The sequence below is a fragment of the Pseudomonas sp. HD6422 genome (genome assembly GCF_025377065.1).
Lineage (GTDB): Bacteria > Pseudomonadota > Gammaproteobacteria > Pseudomonadales > Pseudomonadaceae > Aquipseudomonas > Aquipseudomonas putida_U.
In genome coordinates this window covers 1-20325 of the sequence record NZ_JAHWIW010000019.1, presented here as the reverse complement: position 1 = coordinate 20325, position 20325 = coordinate 1, and the positions used below count along the sequence as shown (strand labels likewise).

The following is a 20325-nucleotide window of genomic DNA, read 5'->3' as shown; positions in this document are numbered from 1 at the left end:
TTTTCCTCGGCGGTTACAGGTCGAGCACCAGCAGCGGGCCGCTGGCACGAGAAACGCAGGTACAGAAACTGCCCGCGGCACGATCGCGCGCGGACAGGCAGATATCCCGGTGGTCGGCATCGCCTTCGAGCACCTGGGCCACGCACACGCCGCAGTCACCGCGGCGGCAATCGAATATCGGGTCGAGGTCGGCGGCGAGCATGGCGTCGAGAACGCTTTGCCCGGCGGCGACCTGCAGGCTCACGCCGGTGGCCTGCAGGCGCACCTCGAAGGCTTGGTCGCCGGCTGCTTCGAGGGCGCCGTTGAACAGTTCGAAATGCAGGTGGTCTTCGGCCCAGCCACATTCCCGGGCGCACGCCAGCACGCTGCTGAGCATCGCCGCCGGGCCACAGATGTACAGGTGCAGGCCTGGGCGTGGGTGGGCGAGCACCCGGGCGGCGGGGAAGCGCCGCTGTGGGTCGCCGCCGCTGATCCAGCAATGCATGTCGGGGTAGCGGCGGGCCTCTTCGAGATAGGCCATCTGCGCGGCATCACGTCCGGCGTAGTGCAGGGTAAAAGGCTTGCCTTCAGCTTGCAGGGCGCGGGCCATGCCCAGCATGGGGGTGATGCCGATGCCGCCGGCGATCAACAGCACGTGGTCGGCGCTGTCGCACAAGGGGAAGTGGTTCTGCGGTACTTCCGCGGTGAGGACATCGCCAGGCTCGAGCGAGTGCACCCAGCGTGAACCACCGGTGCCGGCCTCTTCGAGTTGCACGGCGATCTCGTAGCAATCGCTACCTGAGAGGTTGACCAATGAATAGGCGCGACGCTGCAGCCGCTCGCCGGGAACGTGCAGCTCCAGATGAGCGCCAGCGGTGAAGACCGGCAAGGGTCGATCTTGGCTGCCAACCAGCAGCAGGCGGCGGATTCTGGGGGTCAGCGCCTCGACCTGATGTACCTTGAGAAAGAGGCTGGGCATACGTAGTTCCTGTGTGAGTACGTAGCCACTTTATGAAAGGGGGAGTGGGGGAAATAGCCGCGAATGGCAAAGTTGTAGCCGGAATTGGCGAGATTGTTTGAGGGGGGCAGTGGTGCTGCGATGGGCTCGGCGCTGATGTTTTCAGCGCCCATGAGATCGAGCGTCGCGCGGGCGGCGCTCGATCTCATGGGCGCTGCAAAACCCAAGCGTACGCCTCTCAAACCCCCAAATACCGCTGCGACAAATCCGCCCGCGCCGCCAGCTCCCCAGGCGTCCCCTGCCAAACCTGGCGTCCCTTCTCGATGATGTGATGCCGATCCACCACCCGCGCCATTTCCTTCAGATTCTTGTCGATCACCAGTATCGTCTCGCCTTCGGCCTTGAGTGCCGCCAGGCAATGCCAGATCTGCTCACGAATGATCGGCGCCAGGCCCTCGGTCGCTTCATCGAGGATCAGCAGGCTGGGGTTGGTCAGCAGGGCGCGGCCCACCACCAACATCTGCTGTTCGCCCCCGGACAACGTGCGCGACAGCTGATCCTGGCGCTCCTGCAACCGCGGAAACAGCTGGTACACCCGCGCGAGGTCCCATTTGCCCTTGCTGGCGGTGGCCAGCAGGTTCTCGCGCACGCTCAGGCTGCCAAAGGCGCGGCGCCCCTCCGGCACCAGGCCTAGGCCCGCCTTGGCGATCCGGTAAGGCGCGGCGCCGAGCATTTCGGTGCCGTGAATGCGAATACTGCCAGCGCTGGGCTTGATCAGGCCCATGATCGACTTGACCGTGGTGGTCTTGCCCATGCCATTGCGACCGATCAGCGATACGACCTGGCCTTGCTCGATACTCAGGTGCATGTCGAACAGCACCTGGCTCAGCCCGTAGCCAGCCACCAATCCTTGCACTTCAAGCATGTTCTTCTCCCAGATAAGCGGCCCGCACCTGCGGATCGTTGCGCACCTGCTCGACGGTGCCGGTCAGCACCGTCTGGCCATACACCAGCACCGTGATGCGGTCGGCCAGGGCAAATACCGCGTCCATGTCGTGCTCCACCAGCAGGATCGAGTAGCGACCCTTGAGGCTGTGCAGCAGCTCGGTCATACGTGCCGATTCGTCGCCCCCCATCCCGGCCATTGGTTCGTCGAGCAACAGCACCGATGCTTCCTGGGCCAAGGCCAGGGCAATCTCCAGCTGGCGCCGCTCGCCGTGGGACAGTTCACTGACCGGGTCCTGTGCCCGGTCCTGCAGACCGACCTGTCGCAAATATTGCAGCGCGGGCTCCAGCAGGCGTCGGTCACGGGCCAACGGTTGCCACATGGCAAACGCTTGGCCTTCACGCGCAGCGATGGCCAAGCCGACGTTCTCGAGCAGGCTGAATTCGGTATACAGCTGGCTGACCTGGAAGGCCCGGGCCAAACCAAGCCGTGGGCGTTCCCAGGCCGGAACCTGGGTGATGTCGCGGCCTTGCAGGTGGATCTGCCCCTGGTCAGGGAAGATTTCCCCGGCGATCTGCGCAATTAAGGTGGACTTGCCTGCACCGTTGGGGCCAATGATCGCGTGCAACTCACCGCTGGCCAGCTCCAGGCTGGCATCGTTGGTCGCCTTCACGGCGCCGAAGGCCTTGTGCAGTCGGCGTATCGACAGTTGTCCGCTCATGGCTGTACCTCCCCACTCGCCACCACCAACGCTGGCGTGGCCTTGCGCCTGGGCCGAAACATCCCTAGCAGCAGGCCATACACGCCTTGCTTGCCGAACAGCACCACCAGCAACAGCAGCGGCCCGAAGATCAGCATCCAGTGCTCGGTCCATTGGCTCAGTACCTGCTCCAGGCCCAGATAGGTCGCGGCGCCGAGTACGGGGCCGAGGAGGGTGCCAACACCGCCCAGGATGACCATGGCCATCAGCTCGCCGGACTTCTGCCAGGCGCCCATGTCCGGGCTGACGAACAGTGCATAATTGGCCCAGAGAATCCCTGCAAGGCCACCACCGGTGCCGGCGATGACGAACGCGGTCAGGCGATAGCGCAATGGTTTGAGGCCAAGGCTCACGGTACGCCGCTCGCTCTGCTTGAGACCGCGCAACACGAAGCCGAAGCGCGCGTTCACCAGGCGTCGGCACAGTAGCAGCCAGCCCAGCAACAACGCACTGCACAGGTAGTAGAAATGGTTGGCGTCGGAAAGGTCCAGGGCACCCAGAGTATTGCGCTCGCCGAGCAGGATGCCGTCGTCGCCGCCATACAACGACAGCGAACTGAGCACGAAATAAAGCATCTGCCCAAAGGCAAGGGTGATCATGATGAACTGCACGCCGGTGGTGCGCAGCGACAGGTACCCCACCACCAGCGAGAACAGGGCACAGATCAGCAGCGCCAGTGGCCACACCACCAGCGCATCGTTGCTCCCCGCCCAACCCCACAGCGGCATGCCCTGGGAGGTGTGGAAGGCGACGATGCCGACGATGTAGCCGCCCAGCCCGAAGAAAGCGGCATGGCCGAAGCTGACCATGGCGCCATAGCCGATCAACAGGTCGAGGCTGATCGCGGCCATGCCGTAGATCGCCAGGCGAGTGAAGAAGCTGACCAGGTAGGGCTCGTTCAGCCAGTTGGCCAATAACGGCACCAGGGCGAAGATCGCCAGGCAAGCCAGGTCGATGACAAGACGTGGTGACATGCGGTTCTCCTCAGGCTCGGGCCGGCAGCAGGCCACGCGGGCGCAGCAGCAGCACCACGGCCATGACGATGTAGGCACTGGCGGACACCAGGCCGGCGCTCACGGTGCCGCTGCTCTCGCTGGGCAGCAGTTGGTCGAGCAACGGCGGGATGTAGGCGCGGCCCAGACTGTCGACCATGCCGATCAGCAGGGCACCGACCAGTGCACCGCGTACCGAGCCGACACCGCCGACCACGATGACCACGAAGGTAGTGATCAGGATTTTTTCGCCCATACCGATTTCCACCGACAGCAGCGGCGCCGCCATGAACCCGGCGAGCCCGCAAAGTACGCAGCCGAACACGAACACCAGGGTATACAGCCGGGCGATGTTCACCCCTAGCGCACCGACCATTTCATGGTCATCGGCACCGGCCCGTATCAGCATCCCAAGGCGTGTGCGGCTGATCAGCCACCACATGCCGATGGCCACGACGATGCCGGCGGCGATGAACAGCAGGCGGCTGACCGGGTACATCAGTCCAGGCAGTACTTGCACGAAGCTCGAATACCACTGCGGCGTCGGCATCGCGGGTGGGCTGCGTCCGAACAGCACGGTCAGCAGTTCGTTGCTGAAGAACACCACCGCCAGGGTCGCCAGCACCTGGTCCAGATGGTCGCGCTGGTACAGCCTGCGCATGATCGAGGTCTCGATCAGCGCTCCGTAGCAGGCGGCGCCGAGCACGGCTGCCAGGCCCCCGAGCCAGAACGACCCGGTGCTCATCGCGGTGTATGCAGCGCAGAAAGCGCCGACCATGTAGAAAGCACCGTGGGCGAGGTTGATCACGCCCATGATGCCGAAAATCAGGGTCAACCCGGAGGCCAGCAGAAACAGCAGCGCGCTGTACTGCAACCCGTTGAGAATCTGTTCGAGCAATAACATAGGGCTTTCCTCATAAGCGCGCCCCGCAGCGGGCTGCAGGGCGAGCAGCGGCAGCAGCGGCTCAGAGCTTGCAAAGCGCCGCGTAGCTGTCGACGTGGTGACTGGCCAAGGTCTTGATCGGCACTTCCTGCAACTTGCCGTCGGCGCCGGTCTGTACCTGCAACAAGTACCAGTCGATCACCGGGTGCTGATTCTGGGCGAAGCTGAAGTTGCCGCGAATCGAATCGAACTTGACGTTGTGCATGGCCGTGCGGAATGCCGGCGCATCCTTGAGGTTGCCCTGGGTGGTGTTCAGCGCCGCCCCTATGAGGCGCGCGGTGTCGTAGCTCTGGGCCGCGTACACCGTGGGTTGGCGCTTGTATTTCTCGGTGAATGCCTTGACGAAGGCCTGGTTGGCCGGATTGCTCGATTGCGGGTTCCACAGGGTGACGATATTGGTGCCCTTGGCCACTTCGCCAGTGGCTGCGAGCATGCGCTCGTCCATCGAGAACACCGGTACCACCATCGGAATCGTCGCCGACAGCCCGGAACTGCCGTATTGCTTGGCGAAGTTGATGCCACCGCCACCTGGGTGGAACTGGAAGATCGCGTCAGGTGCCAGCGAACGGATGCGAGCCAGCTCAACCGAAAAGTCCAATTGGTTGAGCTTGGTGTAGATTTCGGTGACTTCGCCCTTGAAGGTGCGCTTGAAGCCCGCCAGTGCGTCACGACCACCTTGGTAGTTGGGGGCGAGGATGACCATCTTCTTGTAGCCCAGTTCGTTGGCAGCGACCCCAGCCATCTCGTGCGGGGTGTCGTTCTGGTAAGAGCCGACGAAATAGTTGGCCATGCACTTTTCGCCTGCCAGCGTCGAAGGGGCGGTGTTGATGCTGACGTAGAAGCCATCCTTGGTCGCGGTGTTGATTACCGCCGCCAGCACATTGGAGAAGATCACCCCGGTGTACAGCGAGACACCGTCCAGGCTCATGCGGTCGGCGATCTGCTTGGCCTTGGCCGGTTGCAGTCCGTCGTCCTCGACGATCAACTGCACCGGCACGCCGCCGAGCTTGCCACCTTCCTGGTCGATGGCCAACTGGAAGCCATCGCGTGAGTCCTCGCCCAGGTAACCGGCGGGGGTCGACAAGGTTGTGATGAAACCGATCCGGACAGGCTCCACGGCCTGCACGGCAGTGGCCGCGCAGAGGGAGGTTGCCAGGCATGCACGCAGTATCAGTGTTTTCATGATGCGGCCTTTGCAGGTGGTCGAGGAGGGCAGCGTTGCAGTACTCGGACGGGCCGATGTGTTGTTGTTAGGGGTTCAGCTGTTGCTTTCGGTGAACTTTTCCAGGTACAGGCGGCTGTGCTCCAGGGCGTGCTCGCTGCGCCAGGTCTTGATCGACTCGACCATCGGTGGCGGGCCGCACAGGTACACATCGAAAGGCTGGTCGCGCAGCGCGGCGGCGTCCAGGTGCTCGGCGATATAGCCGACTTTGCCGGCCCAGTCGGTGCTGGGCTCGCTGACCACCGGGGTGAAGCGAAATCCGGGTATGCGCTGGGCGTAGGTTTGGATCCGGGCGAGCTCGCACAGGTCAGCCGCATCGCGAACGCCGTAGTACAGCTGCACGGGCTGGCCGCAGCCGCCCTGGGCGGCGATCTGGTCGAGCATGCCGAGAAATGCCGACAGCCCTGTGCCGCCGGCGACCATCAGTACAGGCCGGTCGATGTGACGCAGGTAAAAGGCGCCCAAAGGGGCCTCCAGTTCGATCACATCACCGACCTGGCAGCGCTCGCGCATGTAGTCGCTCATCACGCCGCTGGGTAGCAACCGAATCAGGAACTGCAGCTGACTGCTACCAGGCGCGCTGGCGAAGGAGTACGAACGCCTATGTTCGGTGCCTGGCACCTTGAGTCGAGCGTACTGACCGGGCAGGTAGTCCAACGCGGCGCCGGCCACGCCGGTCTCGAGGTGGAGGATGGCGGTGCTCGGCGATACCTGCTGGACTTGGCTGACCGTGCCTTGCAGGCTCGCCGGCTCAGCGCTGCCACACAGGCTGGAAGCGAAGTCGAAGTAGAACGCGGCGTCCGACTGCACGCGAGTTTGACAGGTCAGCACCTTGCGCTCGGCCAGGTCCTGGGCAGACAAGGCCTCGTCGTCCACGTAGTCCTGGGTGTACTGGCCCGATTCGCAGCGGCCCTGGCACGTGGCGCAGACACCTTCGCGGCAATCCAGCGGTATCTTGATGCCGCTGCGCAAGGCCGCGTCGAGCAGGATCTCATTGCTCTGCACCTGGCAGAACAGCGTCTTGCCGTCGGCAAAACTGAAGGCGACTTTGTGGGTCATGGTCGAGTTTCCGCAACAATCAGAGGTGGTAGAAGTCGAGCACGGAGTTGATCCGGTCGTTCAGCAGCACCACGTGCTTGCGGGCGATCTTCCAGCTATCGCCGTCGGGGCGCAGGCGGTAGGTGGCCAGGCCATAGAACTGATCGCTGGCCTGCATGCGGTAGAACAGCGTGTGCCAGTTGACCCGCACTTCCAGCTCGTCATTGGCCAGCGGCGCGATGCGCACATTGTTCAGCAGGTGCACGGTGCGTGGCATGGGAATGGTCGAGGCGGCTTTGCCGGTGCGGATGCGGAACACACGGTCTTCCAGGCCGCCGCGGTTGGCGTAGTAGATTAGTGACATGCCTTTCTTGGGGTCGGTGGTATACACGTGTTCGGAATCCCACTGCGGCAGGTGGAATTCACTGTCCTCACTGAACATCGCCAAGTAGGCATCCCAGTCCTGGTCGTCACACGCCTCGGCATTGCGGTAGAGGAACTGTTCGACGCGGTATTGCAGTTGCGCATTCATGGTCACACTTCCTTGAGCTTGAGCGATTGCTGCTCGTTCGCCTTGCGGGCCAGGCCTTCGAGCAGGAACCGTTGCCAGTTGGCGTGCTGGTTGACGTACAGGCCTTCGTGGGTGAATTCGGTCCCGGTCAGGGCCGGGCGAATACCTATGGTTTCGCTGTTGGGCGTGGCGCCCTCGACCCACTTGCCTTCACCGCGGGAAATATCGCTCCAGCGCTCCAGGCGTGCCTGGAAGCCGCGCTGGGCCTCGCGGAATTCCACCAGGTCGTCTGGCGTGCCGAGTCCGGATACGTTGAAGAAGTCCTCGAACTGACGAATGCGGTTCTCACGATCGGCGTCTGACTCGCCCACCACACCCAGGCAGAAACTGTTGATCTCGGTCTTGTTCCAAGCGATCGGACGGATGATCCGCAACTGCGAGCTGATCTGGTCGAGGAAGAACATGCTCGGGTAGATGTTGAGATTGCGAAGGCGGTGCATCATCCATTCGGCCTTGCCTTGACCATGTTCCTCGACCAGCCTCGGCATGATGGTGGCGTAGCCAGGTCGCACGGCTGGGTTGGGCATATCGCTGAACAGCACGCTATGGCCGTTGTGGAAGGCGAACCAGCCGTCATCGGTTTCCTTGTCGCCGGCACCGAGCTTGCTGTAGTCGAGGGTATCGCTGGCGGTCAGGCCTTTTTCGGCATTGACTTGCTGGCGATGCTGCACGGTGGCGACATAGTTGTAATGGACGGTGCTGACGTGGTAGCCGTCGAGGCCGTTTTCGTTCTGCAGCTTCCAGTTGCCGTCATAGGTGTAGGCACTTTTGCCGGGCAGTACTTCGAGCTGACCGGTGGGCGACTGCGCCACCATCATGTCGAAGAACACTTTGGCATCGCCGAGGAAGTTTTCCAGAGTATCGCTGCCAGCGACGTCGAGACTGACGAAGACGAAACCCTTGTAGCTGTCGATACGGGCTTTCTTCAGGCCGCGGGTGGCTTTGTCGAAGCCTTCCGGGTATTCGCCGGGCGCCTTGACCTTGACCAGGCGCCCATCGCTCTTGTAGCACCAGGCGTGGAACGGGCAGGTGAAGGTGGACTGGTTGCCCTTGCCGACCCGGGTCAGGGTGGTGCCGCGGTGCTGGCAAGCGTTGATCAGGGCATTGAGCTTTCCTTCGCCATCGCGGGTGATGATCAGCGGTTGGCGTCCGGCACGCATGGTCATGAAGTCGTGATTGTTGGCGATTTCACTTTCGTGGCAGGCGTAGATCCAGTTCTTCTCGAAAATCAGTTCCATTTCCAGGTCGAACAGTTCGGGCTCGGTAAACATATCGCGGGCGATTCGGTAAACACCGTCCTGTGGCCGAAAGTCCAGGCAACTTTCAACAAATTGTTTCCACTGTTCGACGCTTCTCGTTTGACTCATGGTGCAGTCCTCGGCCATCGGGCTAATTCATGCATCCATTAAATGAGCAGGCCGGCTGCAGGGTCTATCCGCTTAATAAGTGAAAAGCATCCGGAAAATCGGCGGTAATTTTCCAACTCCGTTGCCGAGCCCTGAAAACCGGGAATTACACCGATTTTGGGGCTAAGCATTTGGCTAATTGTCTTCAAATATCGGGATAGCCGCGACCCATCTGCGTAACGCTTAATGCGCCCCAGACACCGATAGAGTGTTTTTCAAGCGCTAACGACGACTGCCCTCTGCATAACGGCCATGCGGCCGTCCAAATAAAAATGCCGCGTTGCCTGCGGCCTGGGGAAGAACGCTATGTTGCAACGAACTTGGTGGGTGAGGGGTGTACAAACGATTGGTCTGTGCGCGCCGTTGTTGGCGCAAGCCGATATCGTCGAAGACAGCAACTTGGCGCTGGGACTGCGCAACTTCTACATCGATCGCGACTTCAAGGGTGACGACCCGACGCGTTCGCGGGTCGGTAGCTGGACCCAAGGTTTCGACCTGCGTTTCGCCTCTGGCTATAGCGATGGCCTGCTGCAATTCGGCGTCGATGCCAACCTGCAGTACGCCGTTCGCCTGGATGGCGGGGGCGGGCGTGGTGACGACACCATCATTCCCTATAGCGTCAGCCGCCAGGCCCAGCCCGACGACTATGGGCGAGGCGGGTTGACCTTGAAGATGCGCTATTCCAAGACCGAACTGAAGATCGGTGAGCTGCGACCGATCCTGCCTGTGGTGGTGATCGATGATTCCCGTCAGTTGACCACCACCTACCGCGGCGGCTTGCTCGAGTCCAAGGAAATCGACGGGCTGACGCTGCACGCCGGGCGCCTCACTGAAATCGGGGCGCGTAACTCGTCCAATTACCAGAAGCTCTACCTGCAGACCGGCTCCGGTGTGGTGCGCGACAGCGACGGGATGAACCTCGCAGGTGGCAGCTACGTGTTCAACAAGGCCTGGACCGGCAGTTACTACTATGCGCAAGTCGAAGACATCTACCAGCAACACTATCTGGGCGTGACCAACCTGACCGACCTGGGCGCCGGTTACGGGTTGAAGACCGACCTGCGCTACTTCAACAACAACGAGGACGGCGATGCCCTGTATGGCGACATCGACAACCGCTCCTACGGCATCATGACCACCTTGAGGAAGGGCGCTCACGCGTTCGGCGTGGGCTACCAGCGCATGCTCGGCGACAGTAATTTCCCCACCCTGGGCGGTTACGTGCCGCAACCCTTCCTGGTCAACTGGTCACGGGTGGCGTTCATCAAACCCAACGAGAAGTCCTGGCAGGCCCGCTATGACTATGACTTTGCCGGCATGGGTATTCCGGGCCTGAAGTTCATGACCCGTTACCTCAAGGGCACCTCGATCGATCGTGGTGACAGCTTGAGCGAGGCTGCCGAAAGCGAGCGCAACCTGATCTTGTCCTATGTGGTGCAAAGTGGGCCTTTGCAAGGTTTGGGCTTCGAGGCGGGTAATGTGGTGGCCAAGTTCAGCCATGGTAACGATTGGGTCGAGAATCGCCTGGTGACGATGTACACCTGGAAATTCTGGTAACGCTCTGCCCCGAAATCGAACATCACCTGGCGCCGCAACCAGGCGCGCCAGGGGTGTTCGAAGGGCGTGGACAGGCAATCGGCGCGTCCGATATCCAGTTATTCATTCATTGCTAGCCAGAAAATCCGAATATGCCCAGTGACCGGCATGCCGGGCATAGCCTTTGCTTGGCCAATGAGCAAACGTGCCGAAGAGCGCGCCGATATCCCTAGCCGTGGGTGCATTTTCATGAACCAACCGAGCATTGTTACGTTCAGAGATATTCGAATCGATCGCTACGACCTCGCCGGTGCGCGGGACTGGATGGCCGGTATCTGTGGCCCGCATGAATTGCACACTCACCAACCGAACCGCATTCACTTTCACCACAGCGCCAACGTCTTCAAATCCATGTCAACCACACTGGGGCGCATGGAATACGGGACCGATGTGACCATCGGTGTCGAGGATGCCGAACACCTCAATTGCTACAGCCTCAGCTTGCCGCTGCGTGGCGAGCAGGAACTGATCAAGAATGGCCAGCGCCTGCGGTCCGACCGCGACCAGGGGCTGATCGTCACACCCTACGAAACCCAGACCCTGAGCATGACCGGCGACTGTCACAAGGTCTCGGTGGTGATCACCCGCATGGCCATGCGCCAGACCCTGGAATCGATGCTGCAGCGTCCGCTGGACGTACCGCTGGTATTCGAACCGGTCATGGATGCGGTGGAGGGGGCGTCGGCCTCATGGTGGCGCATGGCTCGCTATTACGTCGAAGAACTGGAACGTGGGCACGGCCTGTTCGCCCATGTGGCATTCACCCGCGATGTGGAAACGGCGCTGATCAAGGGGCTGATTCTGTCGCAGCCGAACAACTACACCGCTGAGCTGCGCGAGCAGACCGACAACAAGCTGCCGTACTACCTGGTGCGGGCCAAGAACTATATCGAGGCCAACGCCCGTGAAGAGATGCACCTGGAAGACATCGAACAGGCCGCTGGGGTATCGCGGTTCAAGCTGTTCGAAGGTTTTCGCAAGTCCTTCGGACTCTCGCCCATGGCCTACCTGAAGAAGTACCGACTCGGCGCTGTGCGCCAGGAGATCCTCGAGGATGCCTCGCAACGCAACATCTCGGTGATCGCAATGGGCTGGGGGTTCTCGCACTTGGGGCGCTTTGCCAGTGAGTACCGCAAGCTGTTCAACGAAGCGCCCAGCGCGACCCTGCAACGCAACGAAGCCCGCCGCAATCGGTTGGTGTGAGGTGAACGGCTTGCATGGCAGCACCGCCAACCGGCTCGGACTTGACCTTTCGGCGCTGCTCAAGCAGCCGGGATTCAGCAGTCGTTCTGCCTTGGCAGCCCAGCAGCGCCTGGGCGAGGCGTTGGTGGATCATGAGCTGGACTGGCCCGACGGCCAAGTGGAAGTGACCCTGCACCGTGGCCAGGTCGCCAGTTGCGAACTCTACGCGCTGCGCTACGGCGGTCAGGTGGAGATCCGTCCTCAGCCCTTCGAAGATTTCGTGCTGGTGCAGATGCCATTGCAGGGCAACGCCACCTTGCAGTGCGACGGCGTCAGCTATTGCGTCAGCCCTGGCGACACTGCGGTGCTGGCACCGCGTCAAAACGCGCGGGTGATGTGGAATGCAGGTTGTGAGCAACTGATACTCAAGTTGCCACGTGCCCTGTTCGAGGCCAGTCAGCGCCACCTTCAGCTGGATTCAGAGCTGCCCGCGCTGAGCCGACTGCAACGACCGCTGAGCGTGCGCTGGCTGCGCTTGGTCAGCGAGTTGCTCGAGCATTTGCCTAGCGGCGAGCAGGCCGTTCCACTGTCGCCTTGGCTGCGGCACCTGGAGCAGAGCCTGCCGCTGTTTCTGCTCAGCCATTGTTCGGCCGATCTCGCCACCCGCTGCGAGCTGCGTCAGCCCGCGCGCCATCTGGAGCGTATCGAGGCGTGCATGCGCGGTCACCTGAACCGAAGCATCAGTCTGCCGCAACTGGCCAGCGAGGCGGGGATGAGCATCCGCAGCCTGAATAGCCTGTGCCAGCGCGAATTCGCGCAAAGCCCCATGGACCGCCTGCGCGCCCTGCGCCTGGATGCGGCCCGCGCTCACCTGATGGGCAACCCGCACGCCAGCGTCACCGAGGTGGCACTGGAATATGGCTTCGCTCATGTCGGGCGATTCGCCGCCTACTACCGCCAGCGTTTCGGAGAATTGCCGCGCCAGACCCGAGGCTAGACACGGCCTCGCTCATCCCTGGGCAAGGATGGGGGACGTGATGTGGCATTGCCTCCGGCGACCACGAGGTTTTGCGTCTAGGCTTTGGCAAGCACGAGACGGGAAACCTCGTACCGGTAGCAGCCCACCGTTGCAGGGCTGCGGTTAGACGCCAGCCCAGGGGAACGAGCATGGTCCAGGCCCGGGATCTGATCATCTGCGAGTATTGCGACGCCCTCTACCAGCGCACAACGCTCGAGCGTCATCAGCGCGCACTGTGTCCGCAGTGCGGTGGGGTGTTGTACCGGCACTGTAATCTGACGATCCAGCAGCGATTGGCGCTAGGCGTCACCGGTGGTGTGTTGCTGATATTCGCCAACTGCTACCCGGTCATGACCATCAGCATGCAAGGGCTGACCAATTCCGCCACCTTGTGGGATTCGGTGCAGATCCTCAGCAGCGGGAGCATCACCTTCATCGCGCTGGTCATGGCACTGGCCATCATCTTCGCACCGGTCCTGCAGATCGCCCTGTTGTGCTGGCTGCTGGGTTTCGCACTGGCCGGGCGGCGCGCACCGGGGTTTGCCACCTGCATGCGCGCCCTCGAAGCCCTGCGCCCGTGGAGCATGCTCGAGGTGTGCCTGCTCGGGGCAATGGTCGCAGTGATCAAACTGGCAGGGCTGCTGGAGGTCATCCCAGGTATCGGGCTGTTGGCCCTGGCGGCCCTGAGCATGCTCATCATCTATATCGCCGGTCGCGATATCCGTGACCTCTGGGAGCGGGTATGACGGCCCCTGCACGTGCCGATGAGGCCGGGCTGTGCCTGTGCCATGGTTGCGGGCAGACCTGCGACCTGCAGGCCAATGCCCATACTTGCACCCGCTGCGGTGCTGGCCTGCACCGGCGCAAGACCGACGCCATCGGCCGTGGCTGGGCGTTCCTGCTGGCTGCGTTGGTGTTCTACATACCGGCCAACCTGATGCCGGTGATGCACACCGAGATGCTCGGCAGTGGCAGCGATAGCACCATCGGCGGAGGTGTGGTCGAGTTCTGGGAGGCGGGGGCCTGGGACATCGCCTTGATCATCTTCATCGCCAGCATGGGCGTGCCCGCGATCAAGTTCTTTTCGCTCGGATTGCTGCTGTTCACCGCCGGGCGGCGTTCGACCTGGGCCCGGCGGCAGCGCTCGCAGCTGTTTCGCTTCGTCGAGTTGATCGGCTATTGGTCGATGCTCGACGTGATGGTCGTGGCCCTGGTGGCGGCCTTGGTGCAGTTGCGCGGCCTGGGCACCATCGAACCGCGCGAAGGCATCCTGTTCTTCGGCATGGTCGTGGTGCTGACCATGTTCTCGGCCAATAGCTTCGACCCCCGCCTGATCTGGGATAACCGCGACAATCAAGAGGGCCGCACGGATGGTGCAGGAGACTGACAAACAGGTGTCAGCCGGGCGGGCAGAGGTCCGCACCCGCCGCTGGAACGTGTCATTGGTGTGGATCGTGCCGATCCTGGCGATTCTCGTAGGGGCGTCGCTGGTAGTTCGCAACTGGATGCAGGAAGGCCCGGTCATCTCCATCTCGTTCAATTCCGGCGAAGGCCTGGTGGCGCACAAAACCCAGGTCAAGTACCGCAGCGTGGTGATCGGTGAAGTGACCTCCGTCGATCTGGCGGATGACCGCACCGGCGTCATCGCCAAAGTGCAGTTGTCCAACGAGGCCCGCTCGTTCGCCACCCAGGGTGCGCGCTTCTGGGTGGTGCGGCCGCGCATCGGCGCTGGCGGCATATCCGGGGTCGACACACTCCTGTCGGGCAGTTTCATCGGTGCCGATGCCGGCGAGTCCAAGGCGCCGGAGAAGCACTTCAAAGGCCTGGAGTTGCCACCGCCGATCACCTATGGCGAGAAGGGCAAGCACTTCTCGCTGAGCGCTTCGGACCTGGGCTCGCTGGATATCGGCTCGTCGATCTACTACCGCAAGATCCCGGTTGGGGAGGTGGTGTCCTTTGCCTTGAAAGACGATGGCTCAGGCGTGGATATCGGCGTTTTCGTGCTTGCACCGTTCGATGCGTTCGTCACCACCGATACGCGGTTCTGGAATGCCAGCGGCATCGACATGCAGGTCGGTGCCAATGGGCTCAAGGTCGACACTGAGTCACTGTCCTCGATCCTGGTCGGCGGACTGGCATTCGGCTCACCGGACTTTGCCCCCGAAGCCCAGCCCGCAGCCGATCACACCCAGTTCCAGCTGTTCGGTGACAGGGACTCCGCGCTGGCACCCCCGAGTGGCCCGGCCCAGTACCTGCAACTGCGCTTCGACCAGGCCATGCGCGGCTTGTCGGTGGGGGCGCCGGTGGAGTTCAAAGGCGTGGAATTCGGCAAGGTCACTTCGATCAAGCTGGACTACGACCCGGCCAGGCAGAGCTTCCCGGTGGTGGTCGATGCGGTGATCTACCCGCAGCGTCTGGGGCCGGTCCATCGCAAGATGCTCGGCGTGTTCAAGAACAAGGAGGGCGACATGGCGGGTGCCAGACGACTGATCGGCACCTTCGTCGAGCACGGCCTGCGGGCCCAGGCGCGCAGCGGCAACCTGATCACCGGGCAGATGTTCATTTCCCTGGACTTCTATCCCGACGCCCCCAAGGTGGCATTCGACATGAACGCCAATCCCATCGTCATACCGACCCTACCGGGTAGTCTCGAAAAGTTGCAGGAGCAACTGCAGCAGGTGGTCGAACGTATCGGCAAGCTGCCCCTGGAAAGCATCGCCAGCAACCTCGATGGCACATTGCGCGATTTGCGGACCAATCTCAAGCAGTTCAACGGCCAGACCCTTCCGAGCGTGAAGGCGACCCTTGACGATCTGCAGAAGACCTTGCAGAGCGCCAACTCGACCATCGCCGAGGGCTCTCCCCAGCGTGAACGGTTCGGTGAGACCCTCGATGAACTCGAGCGCATGTCGCGCTCGCTGCGTGACTTGTCGGATTACCTGGGCCGGCACCCCGAATCGCTGATCCGCGGTCGACCGAAAGCGGCCGGGGCCGAGCGTGTGAAACCGTGAGGCGCATTGAGGAGCGAACCCATGCATCGACTGCGTAATCTCTGCATCGCCAGCGCGTTCGGCGCGCTCTGTGCCTGCAGCAGCGCACCGAACAACTATCACACCCTGGTAGCGGCCCAGCCACCCCAGGCGTCCATGCAGAATATCCAGGTGAGCAGGGTCAGCATGCCGCCGCAGGTGGACCGACCACAGTTGGTCGTTCGCCAAGGCAACAGCGGGCTGGCCATTCTGGAAACCGAGTGGTGGGGCGCGAATCTCGTCGATGAGTTCCGAAGCGCCTTGCAGGATCAATTGCGCGGCCCGGCAGCCGGGCCCAAGACCTTGGTGCGGGTCGACGTGCAACGGTTCGACACCGTGCCAGGTCAGTACGCCGCCCTGGAGGCTTGGTGGCGCATGAAGCGTCCCGGCGCGGCGGAAATGACCTGTCGCACTGCGGTACGCACGCCCGCGGACAACAGCATCACCAACCTGGTCAATGCCCATCAAGCCAATCTGCGCAAGCTCGCCGAAGCGCTACGCCGGGCAGCGGCACCCTCAAGTGCAGGCTGCCCTGGCGCTTAGTCTGGCCGTGGACCCCAAGGAGCAAGCATGACGATGGACAACGTAATCGCCAGCATTGCCCGCATGCAGCGAACTTTGCTGCACATCGGCCCGGACACCGTAGGTAAACGGTTGGAACCGACCGGGCACGCTGAGTTGGATGGGCTGGCCTTGGCAGTCAACGGTTTGCTGGACCGGCTGGAGCGCAGCGAGGCCCGCGACAGGATGTTGCTGCAGAGCATGGCTGATGGCTTCTTCGAACTGGATCGATCAGCGCGCTTCGTCTCGGCCAACCCAGCGTTTTGCCGCATGCTGGGGTACCCGCTCACGCGCCTGATCGGTCAGACGTTCGCTTCCCTGCAAGGCGAGTCTGGCCAGGCGTTGGCCGTTGTGCCGAGCGTGACCGAAGCCGAGCCTGGTGCTCCAGTATCTACCTGGTTACTGCGGGCCGACGGCAGCACCGGTTATTTCGAGAGTCATGTCAACTGGCTTCTCGCCGCCAACGGCGATGTGCTGGGTTACCACGGGATCCTGCATGACGTCAGCCCACATGTGCAGCATCAGCAAACCTTGTTCGCGATGGCCTATCGGGACGTCCTCACGGGATTGAGTAACCGCAAAGCGTTTCACCGTGACCTGGCCATGCATATGGGCGTCGGCGGCGCGCCGTTGGCACTGCTGTTTCTCGACCTGGACCGGTTCAAGCAGGTGAACGATACCTTTGGCCACGATGTGGGTGATGAATTGCTGGTGTGCATGGCAGAACGCCTGCGCAATGCGGTGCGCGCCCCGGGCAAGGCCTATCGACTAGGGGGTGATGAATTCACCTTGATCTTGCCGACGGCCACGAGTGAGGCGGCGTCGGCCTTGGCTGAGCGCTTGCTCAGGGTGATCTGCGCGCCGGTCCGGATAGGCGACACCGTGATCGACTTTGTCACGCCCAGCATCGGTGTGGCGCTGGCACCTGAGCATGCCGAGGATGTACCGGGGCTGTTGAGGTGCGCGGACCAAGCAATGTACGAGGCCAAGCGCCAGCGTGGGCGGGTCTGCGTTCATCGAACTTAACCAGTAAGATGCAGATCGATTCCGCAAGCGACGCATCCAACATGAAAAGGTCACTGTTCATCTCACTGGATGGCCCCAAGGGCACGGGTAAAACCACCCTGGCCGAGGCTGTCACCCAGCGCTTGCGGGCCGATGGCCACAAGGTGGCTCGTCTTTCAGAGAAGATGAATGACCCGCACAGAGCCGAAATCATGGCACTGGTCAACACCATGGCGAGAACTCCTTCGGTAGAGTTGGAACTGAGGATCTGCGAGCGACTTGCCCAGAGCCGTGCCTGGATTTCCCGGCAGGTGCTGCCCAAGCAGCCGCCGGGCTGCATCATCCTGATCGACCGATGGTATCCGTCCGATGCCGCGTTTCGCCGATGGATTCCATTTGCCGAAGCGCTGCGACTGAACATGCAGCAGCGCGTGCAGGTGCCCGACCTGCATGTCGGCGTGATCACCGATCCGCGGATATCATGGGCGAGGGCGCAAGCGCGTACACGGGGGCTCGGCAGTACGGTCATTCAGGCGTTTCATGAACATGACGCGGCAACCCAGGCGTTCGAGCGCGCGTTTGCCGATCAAGGTTGGCTGCTGTGCCGAAATGAGGGAACGATCGAGGCCGCTACGATTCAAGTGGTGGCGGCCATTGGTGCGGTGATGCGAGACAACTCGTGTTGTTGCTAGTGTGGGCGGGTGCTAGCCGTTGAGTTGCTGTGCAGGGGCTATGCTGGGTGGCGTCATTCCCCAAGCTTTCTGATCAGCCCACCAAATTGCTGAGCAGGCTCCACATAGCGCAGTGCAGACTTCATATCGCTCCAGCCGACGTACTCCATCAGCGTCTTGATGTCCCAGCCAGAGCTTGCCGCCCAGGTGGCGAATCCGCGCCGGATCGAATGAGCGCTGTAGATCTCGGCCTGCAGCCCACAGCGGTTCAGGATATCGCGGAGCAGGGGGATCAGGCTGTGGGCGGCAAGCGCGCGATCACTGATGTTGCCCCAACGATCTATGCCTCTGAACACACCCCCGTGGGTTATGCCGGCAGCCTCGATCCAGTTCAGGTACGCCTCAACCGGACAGAGCTTGCTTAGTGACGGTGTCCTGTACTCACGCCCGATGTTCTGCCGGTCGCCTTTGGAAGAACCCAGATAGAACCTGATCCCGACGTAGCGCTCGGCATGGGTGTTCTCGATCGTGAGCCTGGCCAGTTCATCGCCGCGGAACCCCCTCCAAAAACCCACGGTGAGCAGAGCGATGTCGCGAGTGGCCTTGAGCAGAGCGGCCATATTGCCTGCGGTTCGCGCCTGAGCGACCTCTGCTTCGAGGTGTGCCACGGCCTTTTCCAGATGCAGTAATGCCAGAGGCGCTGCCTGCTTTTGCTGAACGGGGTGCAGCGCTCGGATGCCTTTGAGCAACTGCCTGACCTTGGGGGCTTTGGTAGGGTCGGGAAAGCCGTTGTTCTGGTGCCAGTTAGCCAGCGCGGCCAAGCGTTGCTTCAGTGTGCTCAGGGCCAACTGGTCGGCGTACTCGGCGATGTAGCGCACTACTGTTTCGGTGGTTGTGGGCAGGAAGCCGCCCCAGGTGACTTCGAAGTGGGAGAGGGCGGCTGCATAGCTCTTGGACGTGTTCTGGCGAACGCTCGCCTCAAGGTATCTGTCTGCTTTGCTGGTGACTTCTACCACCTGAATTCCCCGTTCGAGCCTTTGAAGCTGGCTTTTGGCCTTCGTACTTTCTTTCGGGGGATTGTACCCGCCCTTTGAGTGCTGACAAGCGATAATGCTCGATTATGTCTTGTCAATAATAACCCGATTTTAACTGATGATACCTTAGAAAATGGCACGTAGTTACGTACAACGTATGACAGTACGAAATCGTAGGTCTGAGATGCTCGGCGGCGGCGTTGCAGGCGGCTATTGGCTGGATCGGCTATTTGTAGTAGGTGGCGTACCTGTCGAAGGGCGATGTAGATGGGTGCCGGTTGGGTCGGTGATTTGAATGACGTTACCGTGTTGCCAGCCATCCGCCTGCAAATCTATGTCAGGAGTAGGAATGTCAGCCCGCTCAGCTTTGATTTTTGCAAGATCCACACCCAGTCGACGATTGCGTTGCTCGACCATCGCCGGGTGAGCCTGGCCATCTGCGGTAAAACCCATCATCAACTGCGGCACACCTACAGGCAGCGCTTTGTCCTGATCGGTGTGCCAGGTGTGCCAGGTCTTCCCATAGGTCTGCGCAAGTCGCTCCATCAGAGCATGCTCAGCAAGTGCAGGAATGCCGGGGGCGATCAATTGCCCAGAGGAGACTTCATAAGCATGGCTGTGCCACATTGCTTTTTCCTTGGCCGGCAATGAAGCAAATAGGTTCTCGTCGATGATGTACTCGACGCCCATGATCTTCGCGTTCTTCGTATTGCCATCGAAGATGACGCACTGGATGACATCCTCATTCAGGATGGAGCAGTAGTGATGCGCTTCCATCTGCACGTCTGAATGCCCGTTGTAGAAATGAAAGCCATCCAGATAGGCATTGATGGCTTCAATGGGCGACTTGGATTGCAGCGTCGCAGCCCCGGCCTCCAAGAGCTGGGTTTTTGCCGTCTTTGGACGACCTGGAGTCTCTACAGGAGATTTCGTTACGGGAGAGGAGCAAGCCCACAGCAGAGTGCAGGCGAGCGGAAGGGTCATCAATTGGAGTAGCTGTCGCATGAGGAAGGCTCTGGCTGGTGTCTTTAGAGGACAGCCATGGCGAGATAAGCGGACAGTCAAACGGACGAATGGCATGAACCTTTATAAAAGGTAATCCGATTTAACATAATACACATTATGCGCAGATCCGTATTTCCCGCAGCGTACCCACCCAGGGTACATTTCAAGCTCTAGAACCCTCTCAAAAACGTTCTATCGCCAGGTAATAAGGACTCCCAGTTCATGTCCCATCATCCATCCGCCGATCAAATCATCGATCTCTACGATCGTCACGCCTCATGTGACGCTCTGCTAATTTTGACCATGATCGAATGACGAGAAGATTCAGGGATTTGAATCGCCCCTAGTTTCGTAGACACCTCCAAGCCTCATAATGAGGCCCAAATAGGAGGTGCCATGAGTCGTCAGC

General features: G+C 61.4%; 20 protein-coding genes. 9 read left to right on the top strand and 11 right to left on the bottom strand.

The annotated features are described in order from the left end of the window. Positions 1-13: 13 nt before the first annotated feature. The 9 genes from KY379_RS15190 to antA form a co-directional block, all read right to left on the bottom strand. Positions 14-958 (bottom strand): PDR/VanB family oxidoreductase, encoded by a 945-nt coding sequence (locus tag KY379_RS15190; RefSeq protein WP_133323930.1) that lies wholly within the window; start codon positions 956-958, stop codon positions 14-16. 217 nt (positions 959-1175) lie between these two features. Next, positions 1176-1862 carry an ABC transporter ATP-binding protein gene (locus KY379_RS15185; protein ID WP_261240727.1) on the bottom strand — a complete coding sequence of 229 codons (687 nt, stop codon included), beginning with the start codon at positions 1860-1862 and terminating at the stop codon, positions 1176-1178. Continuing rightward, entirely contained in the window at positions 1855-2604 is a 750-nt protein-coding gene (locus KY379_RS15180; RefSeq protein ID WP_196171764.1) for an ABC transporter ATP-binding protein, read from the bottom strand. Before KY379_RS15180 ends, KY379_RS15185 begins: the two co-directional genes overlap by 8 nt. Then, the gene (locus tag KY379_RS15175; RefSeq protein WP_133323933.1) at positions 2601-3617 is read right to left on the bottom strand and encodes a branched-chain amino acid ABC transporter permease; all 1017 of its coding nucleotides are present in this window, start codon (positions 3615-3617) and stop codon (positions 2601-2603) included. The genes KY379_RS15180 and KY379_RS15175 overlap by 4 nt, the downstream gene beginning before the upstream one ends. A gap of 10 nt (positions 3618-3627) precedes the next feature. Next, positions 3628-4539 (bottom strand): branched-chain amino acid ABC transporter permease, encoded by a 912-nt coding sequence (locus KY379_RS15170; protein ID WP_133323934.1) that lies wholly within the window; start codon positions 4537-4539, stop codon positions 3628-3630. A 61-nt stretch (positions 4540-4600) separates the two neighbouring features. After that, on the bottom strand, positions 4601-5761 hold the full coding sequence (locus tag KY379_RS15165; RefSeq protein WP_196171762.1) for an ABC transporter substrate-binding protein: 1161 nt from the start codon (positions 5759-5761) through the stop codon (positions 4601-4603). Between the two features lie 75 nt (positions 5762-5836). Further along, positions 5837-6859: an anthranilate 1,2-dioxygenase electron transfer component AntC gene (antC, locus tag KY379_RS15160; protein WP_261240728.1), complete on the bottom strand. Its 1023-nt coding sequence runs from the start codon at positions 6857-6859 to the stop codon at positions 5837-5839. Positions 6860-6878: 19 nt separating this feature from the next. Further along, complete coding sequence (gene antB / locus KY379_RS15155) at positions 6879-7370, bottom strand: anthranilate 1,2-dioxygenase small subunit (RefSeq protein WP_261240729.1); 492 nt, start codon at positions 7368-7370, stop codon at positions 6879-6881. Positions 7371-7372: 2 nt separating this feature from the next. Next, positions 7373-8776, bottom strand: coding sequence for an anthranilate 1,2-dioxygenase large subunit (gene antA / locus KY379_RS15150; protein ID WP_261240731.1), 1404 nt, complete (start codon positions 8774-8776; stop codon positions 7373-7375). 345 nt (positions 8777-9121) lie between these two features. On the opposite strand from antA, the gene KY379_RS15145 reads away from it, so the two are divergent. The 9 genes from KY379_RS15145 (at position 9122) to KY379_RS15105 (ending at position 17898) form a co-directional block, all read left to right on the top strand. Next, complete coding sequence (locus KY379_RS15145; protein ID WP_196171759.1) at positions 9122-10372, top strand: OprD family porin; 1251 nt, start codon at positions 9122-9124, stop codon at positions 10370-10372. A gap of 228 nt (positions 10373-10600) precedes the next feature. Next, positions 10601-11614 carry an AraC family transcriptional regulator gene (locus tag KY379_RS15140; RefSeq protein WP_133323940.1) on the top strand — a complete coding sequence of 338 codons (1014 nt, stop codon included), beginning with the start codon at positions 10601-10603 and terminating at the stop codon, positions 11612-11614. A 10-nt stretch (positions 11615-11624) separates the two neighbouring features. Further along, positions 11625-12590: an AraC family transcriptional regulator gene (locus tag KY379_RS15135; RefSeq protein ID WP_196171758.1), complete on the top strand. Its 966-nt coding sequence runs from the start codon at positions 11625-11627 to the stop codon at positions 12588-12590. Between the two features lie 170 nt (positions 12591-12760). Next, on the top strand, positions 12761-13357 hold the full coding sequence (locus tag KY379_RS15130; protein WP_261240733.1) for a paraquat-inducible protein A: 597 nt from the start codon (positions 12761-12763) through the stop codon (positions 13355-13357). Continuing rightward, complete coding sequence (locus KY379_RS15125; RefSeq protein WP_133323943.1) at positions 13354-13998, top strand: paraquat-inducible protein A; 645 nt, start codon at positions 13354-13356, stop codon at positions 13996-13998. Before KY379_RS15130 ends, KY379_RS15125 begins: the two co-directional genes overlap by 4 nt. Then, positions 13982-15622 carry an intermembrane transport protein PqiB gene (locus KY379_RS15120; RefSeq protein ID WP_133323944.1) on the top strand — a complete coding sequence of 547 codons (1641 nt, stop codon included), beginning with the start codon at positions 13982-13984 and terminating at the stop codon, positions 15620-15622. Before KY379_RS15125 ends, KY379_RS15120 begins: the two co-directional genes overlap by 17 nt. A gap of 21 nt (positions 15623-15643) precedes the next feature. Continuing rightward, positions 15644-16183 (top strand): membrane integrity-associated transporter subunit PqiC, encoded by a 540-nt coding sequence (locus tag KY379_RS15115; RefSeq protein WP_133323945.1) that lies wholly within the window; start codon positions 15644-15646, stop codon positions 16181-16183. Positions 16184-16210: 27 nt separating this feature from the next. Next, entirely contained in the window at positions 16211-17227 is a 1017-nt protein-coding gene (locus tag KY379_RS15110) for a sensor domain-containing diguanylate cyclase (protein WP_165976021.1), read from the top strand. Positions 17228-17268: 41 nt separating this feature from the next. After that, on the top strand, positions 17269-17898 hold the full coding sequence (locus KY379_RS15105; RefSeq protein WP_196171771.1) for a dTMP kinase: 630 nt from the start codon (positions 17269-17271) through the stop codon (positions 17896-17898). Positions 17899-17951: 53 nt separating this feature from the next. Here KY379_RS15105 and KY379_RS15100 read toward each other — a convergent pair whose 3' ends face one another. Together KY379_RS15100 and KY379_RS15095 are read right to left on the bottom strand one after the other, a co-directional pair. After that, positions 17952-18893, bottom strand: a complete 942-nt coding sequence (locus tag KY379_RS15100; protein WP_261240734.1) for a tyrosine-type recombinase/integrase — start codon at positions 18891-18893, stop codon at positions 17952-17954. 228 nt (positions 18894-19121) lie between these two features. Beyond that, the gene (locus KY379_RS15095; protein ID WP_261240735.1) at positions 19122-19916 is read right to left on the bottom strand and encodes an OBAP family protein; all 795 of its coding nucleotides are present in this window, start codon (positions 19914-19916) and stop codon (positions 19122-19124) included. Positions 19917-20325: the final 409 nt, after the last annotated feature.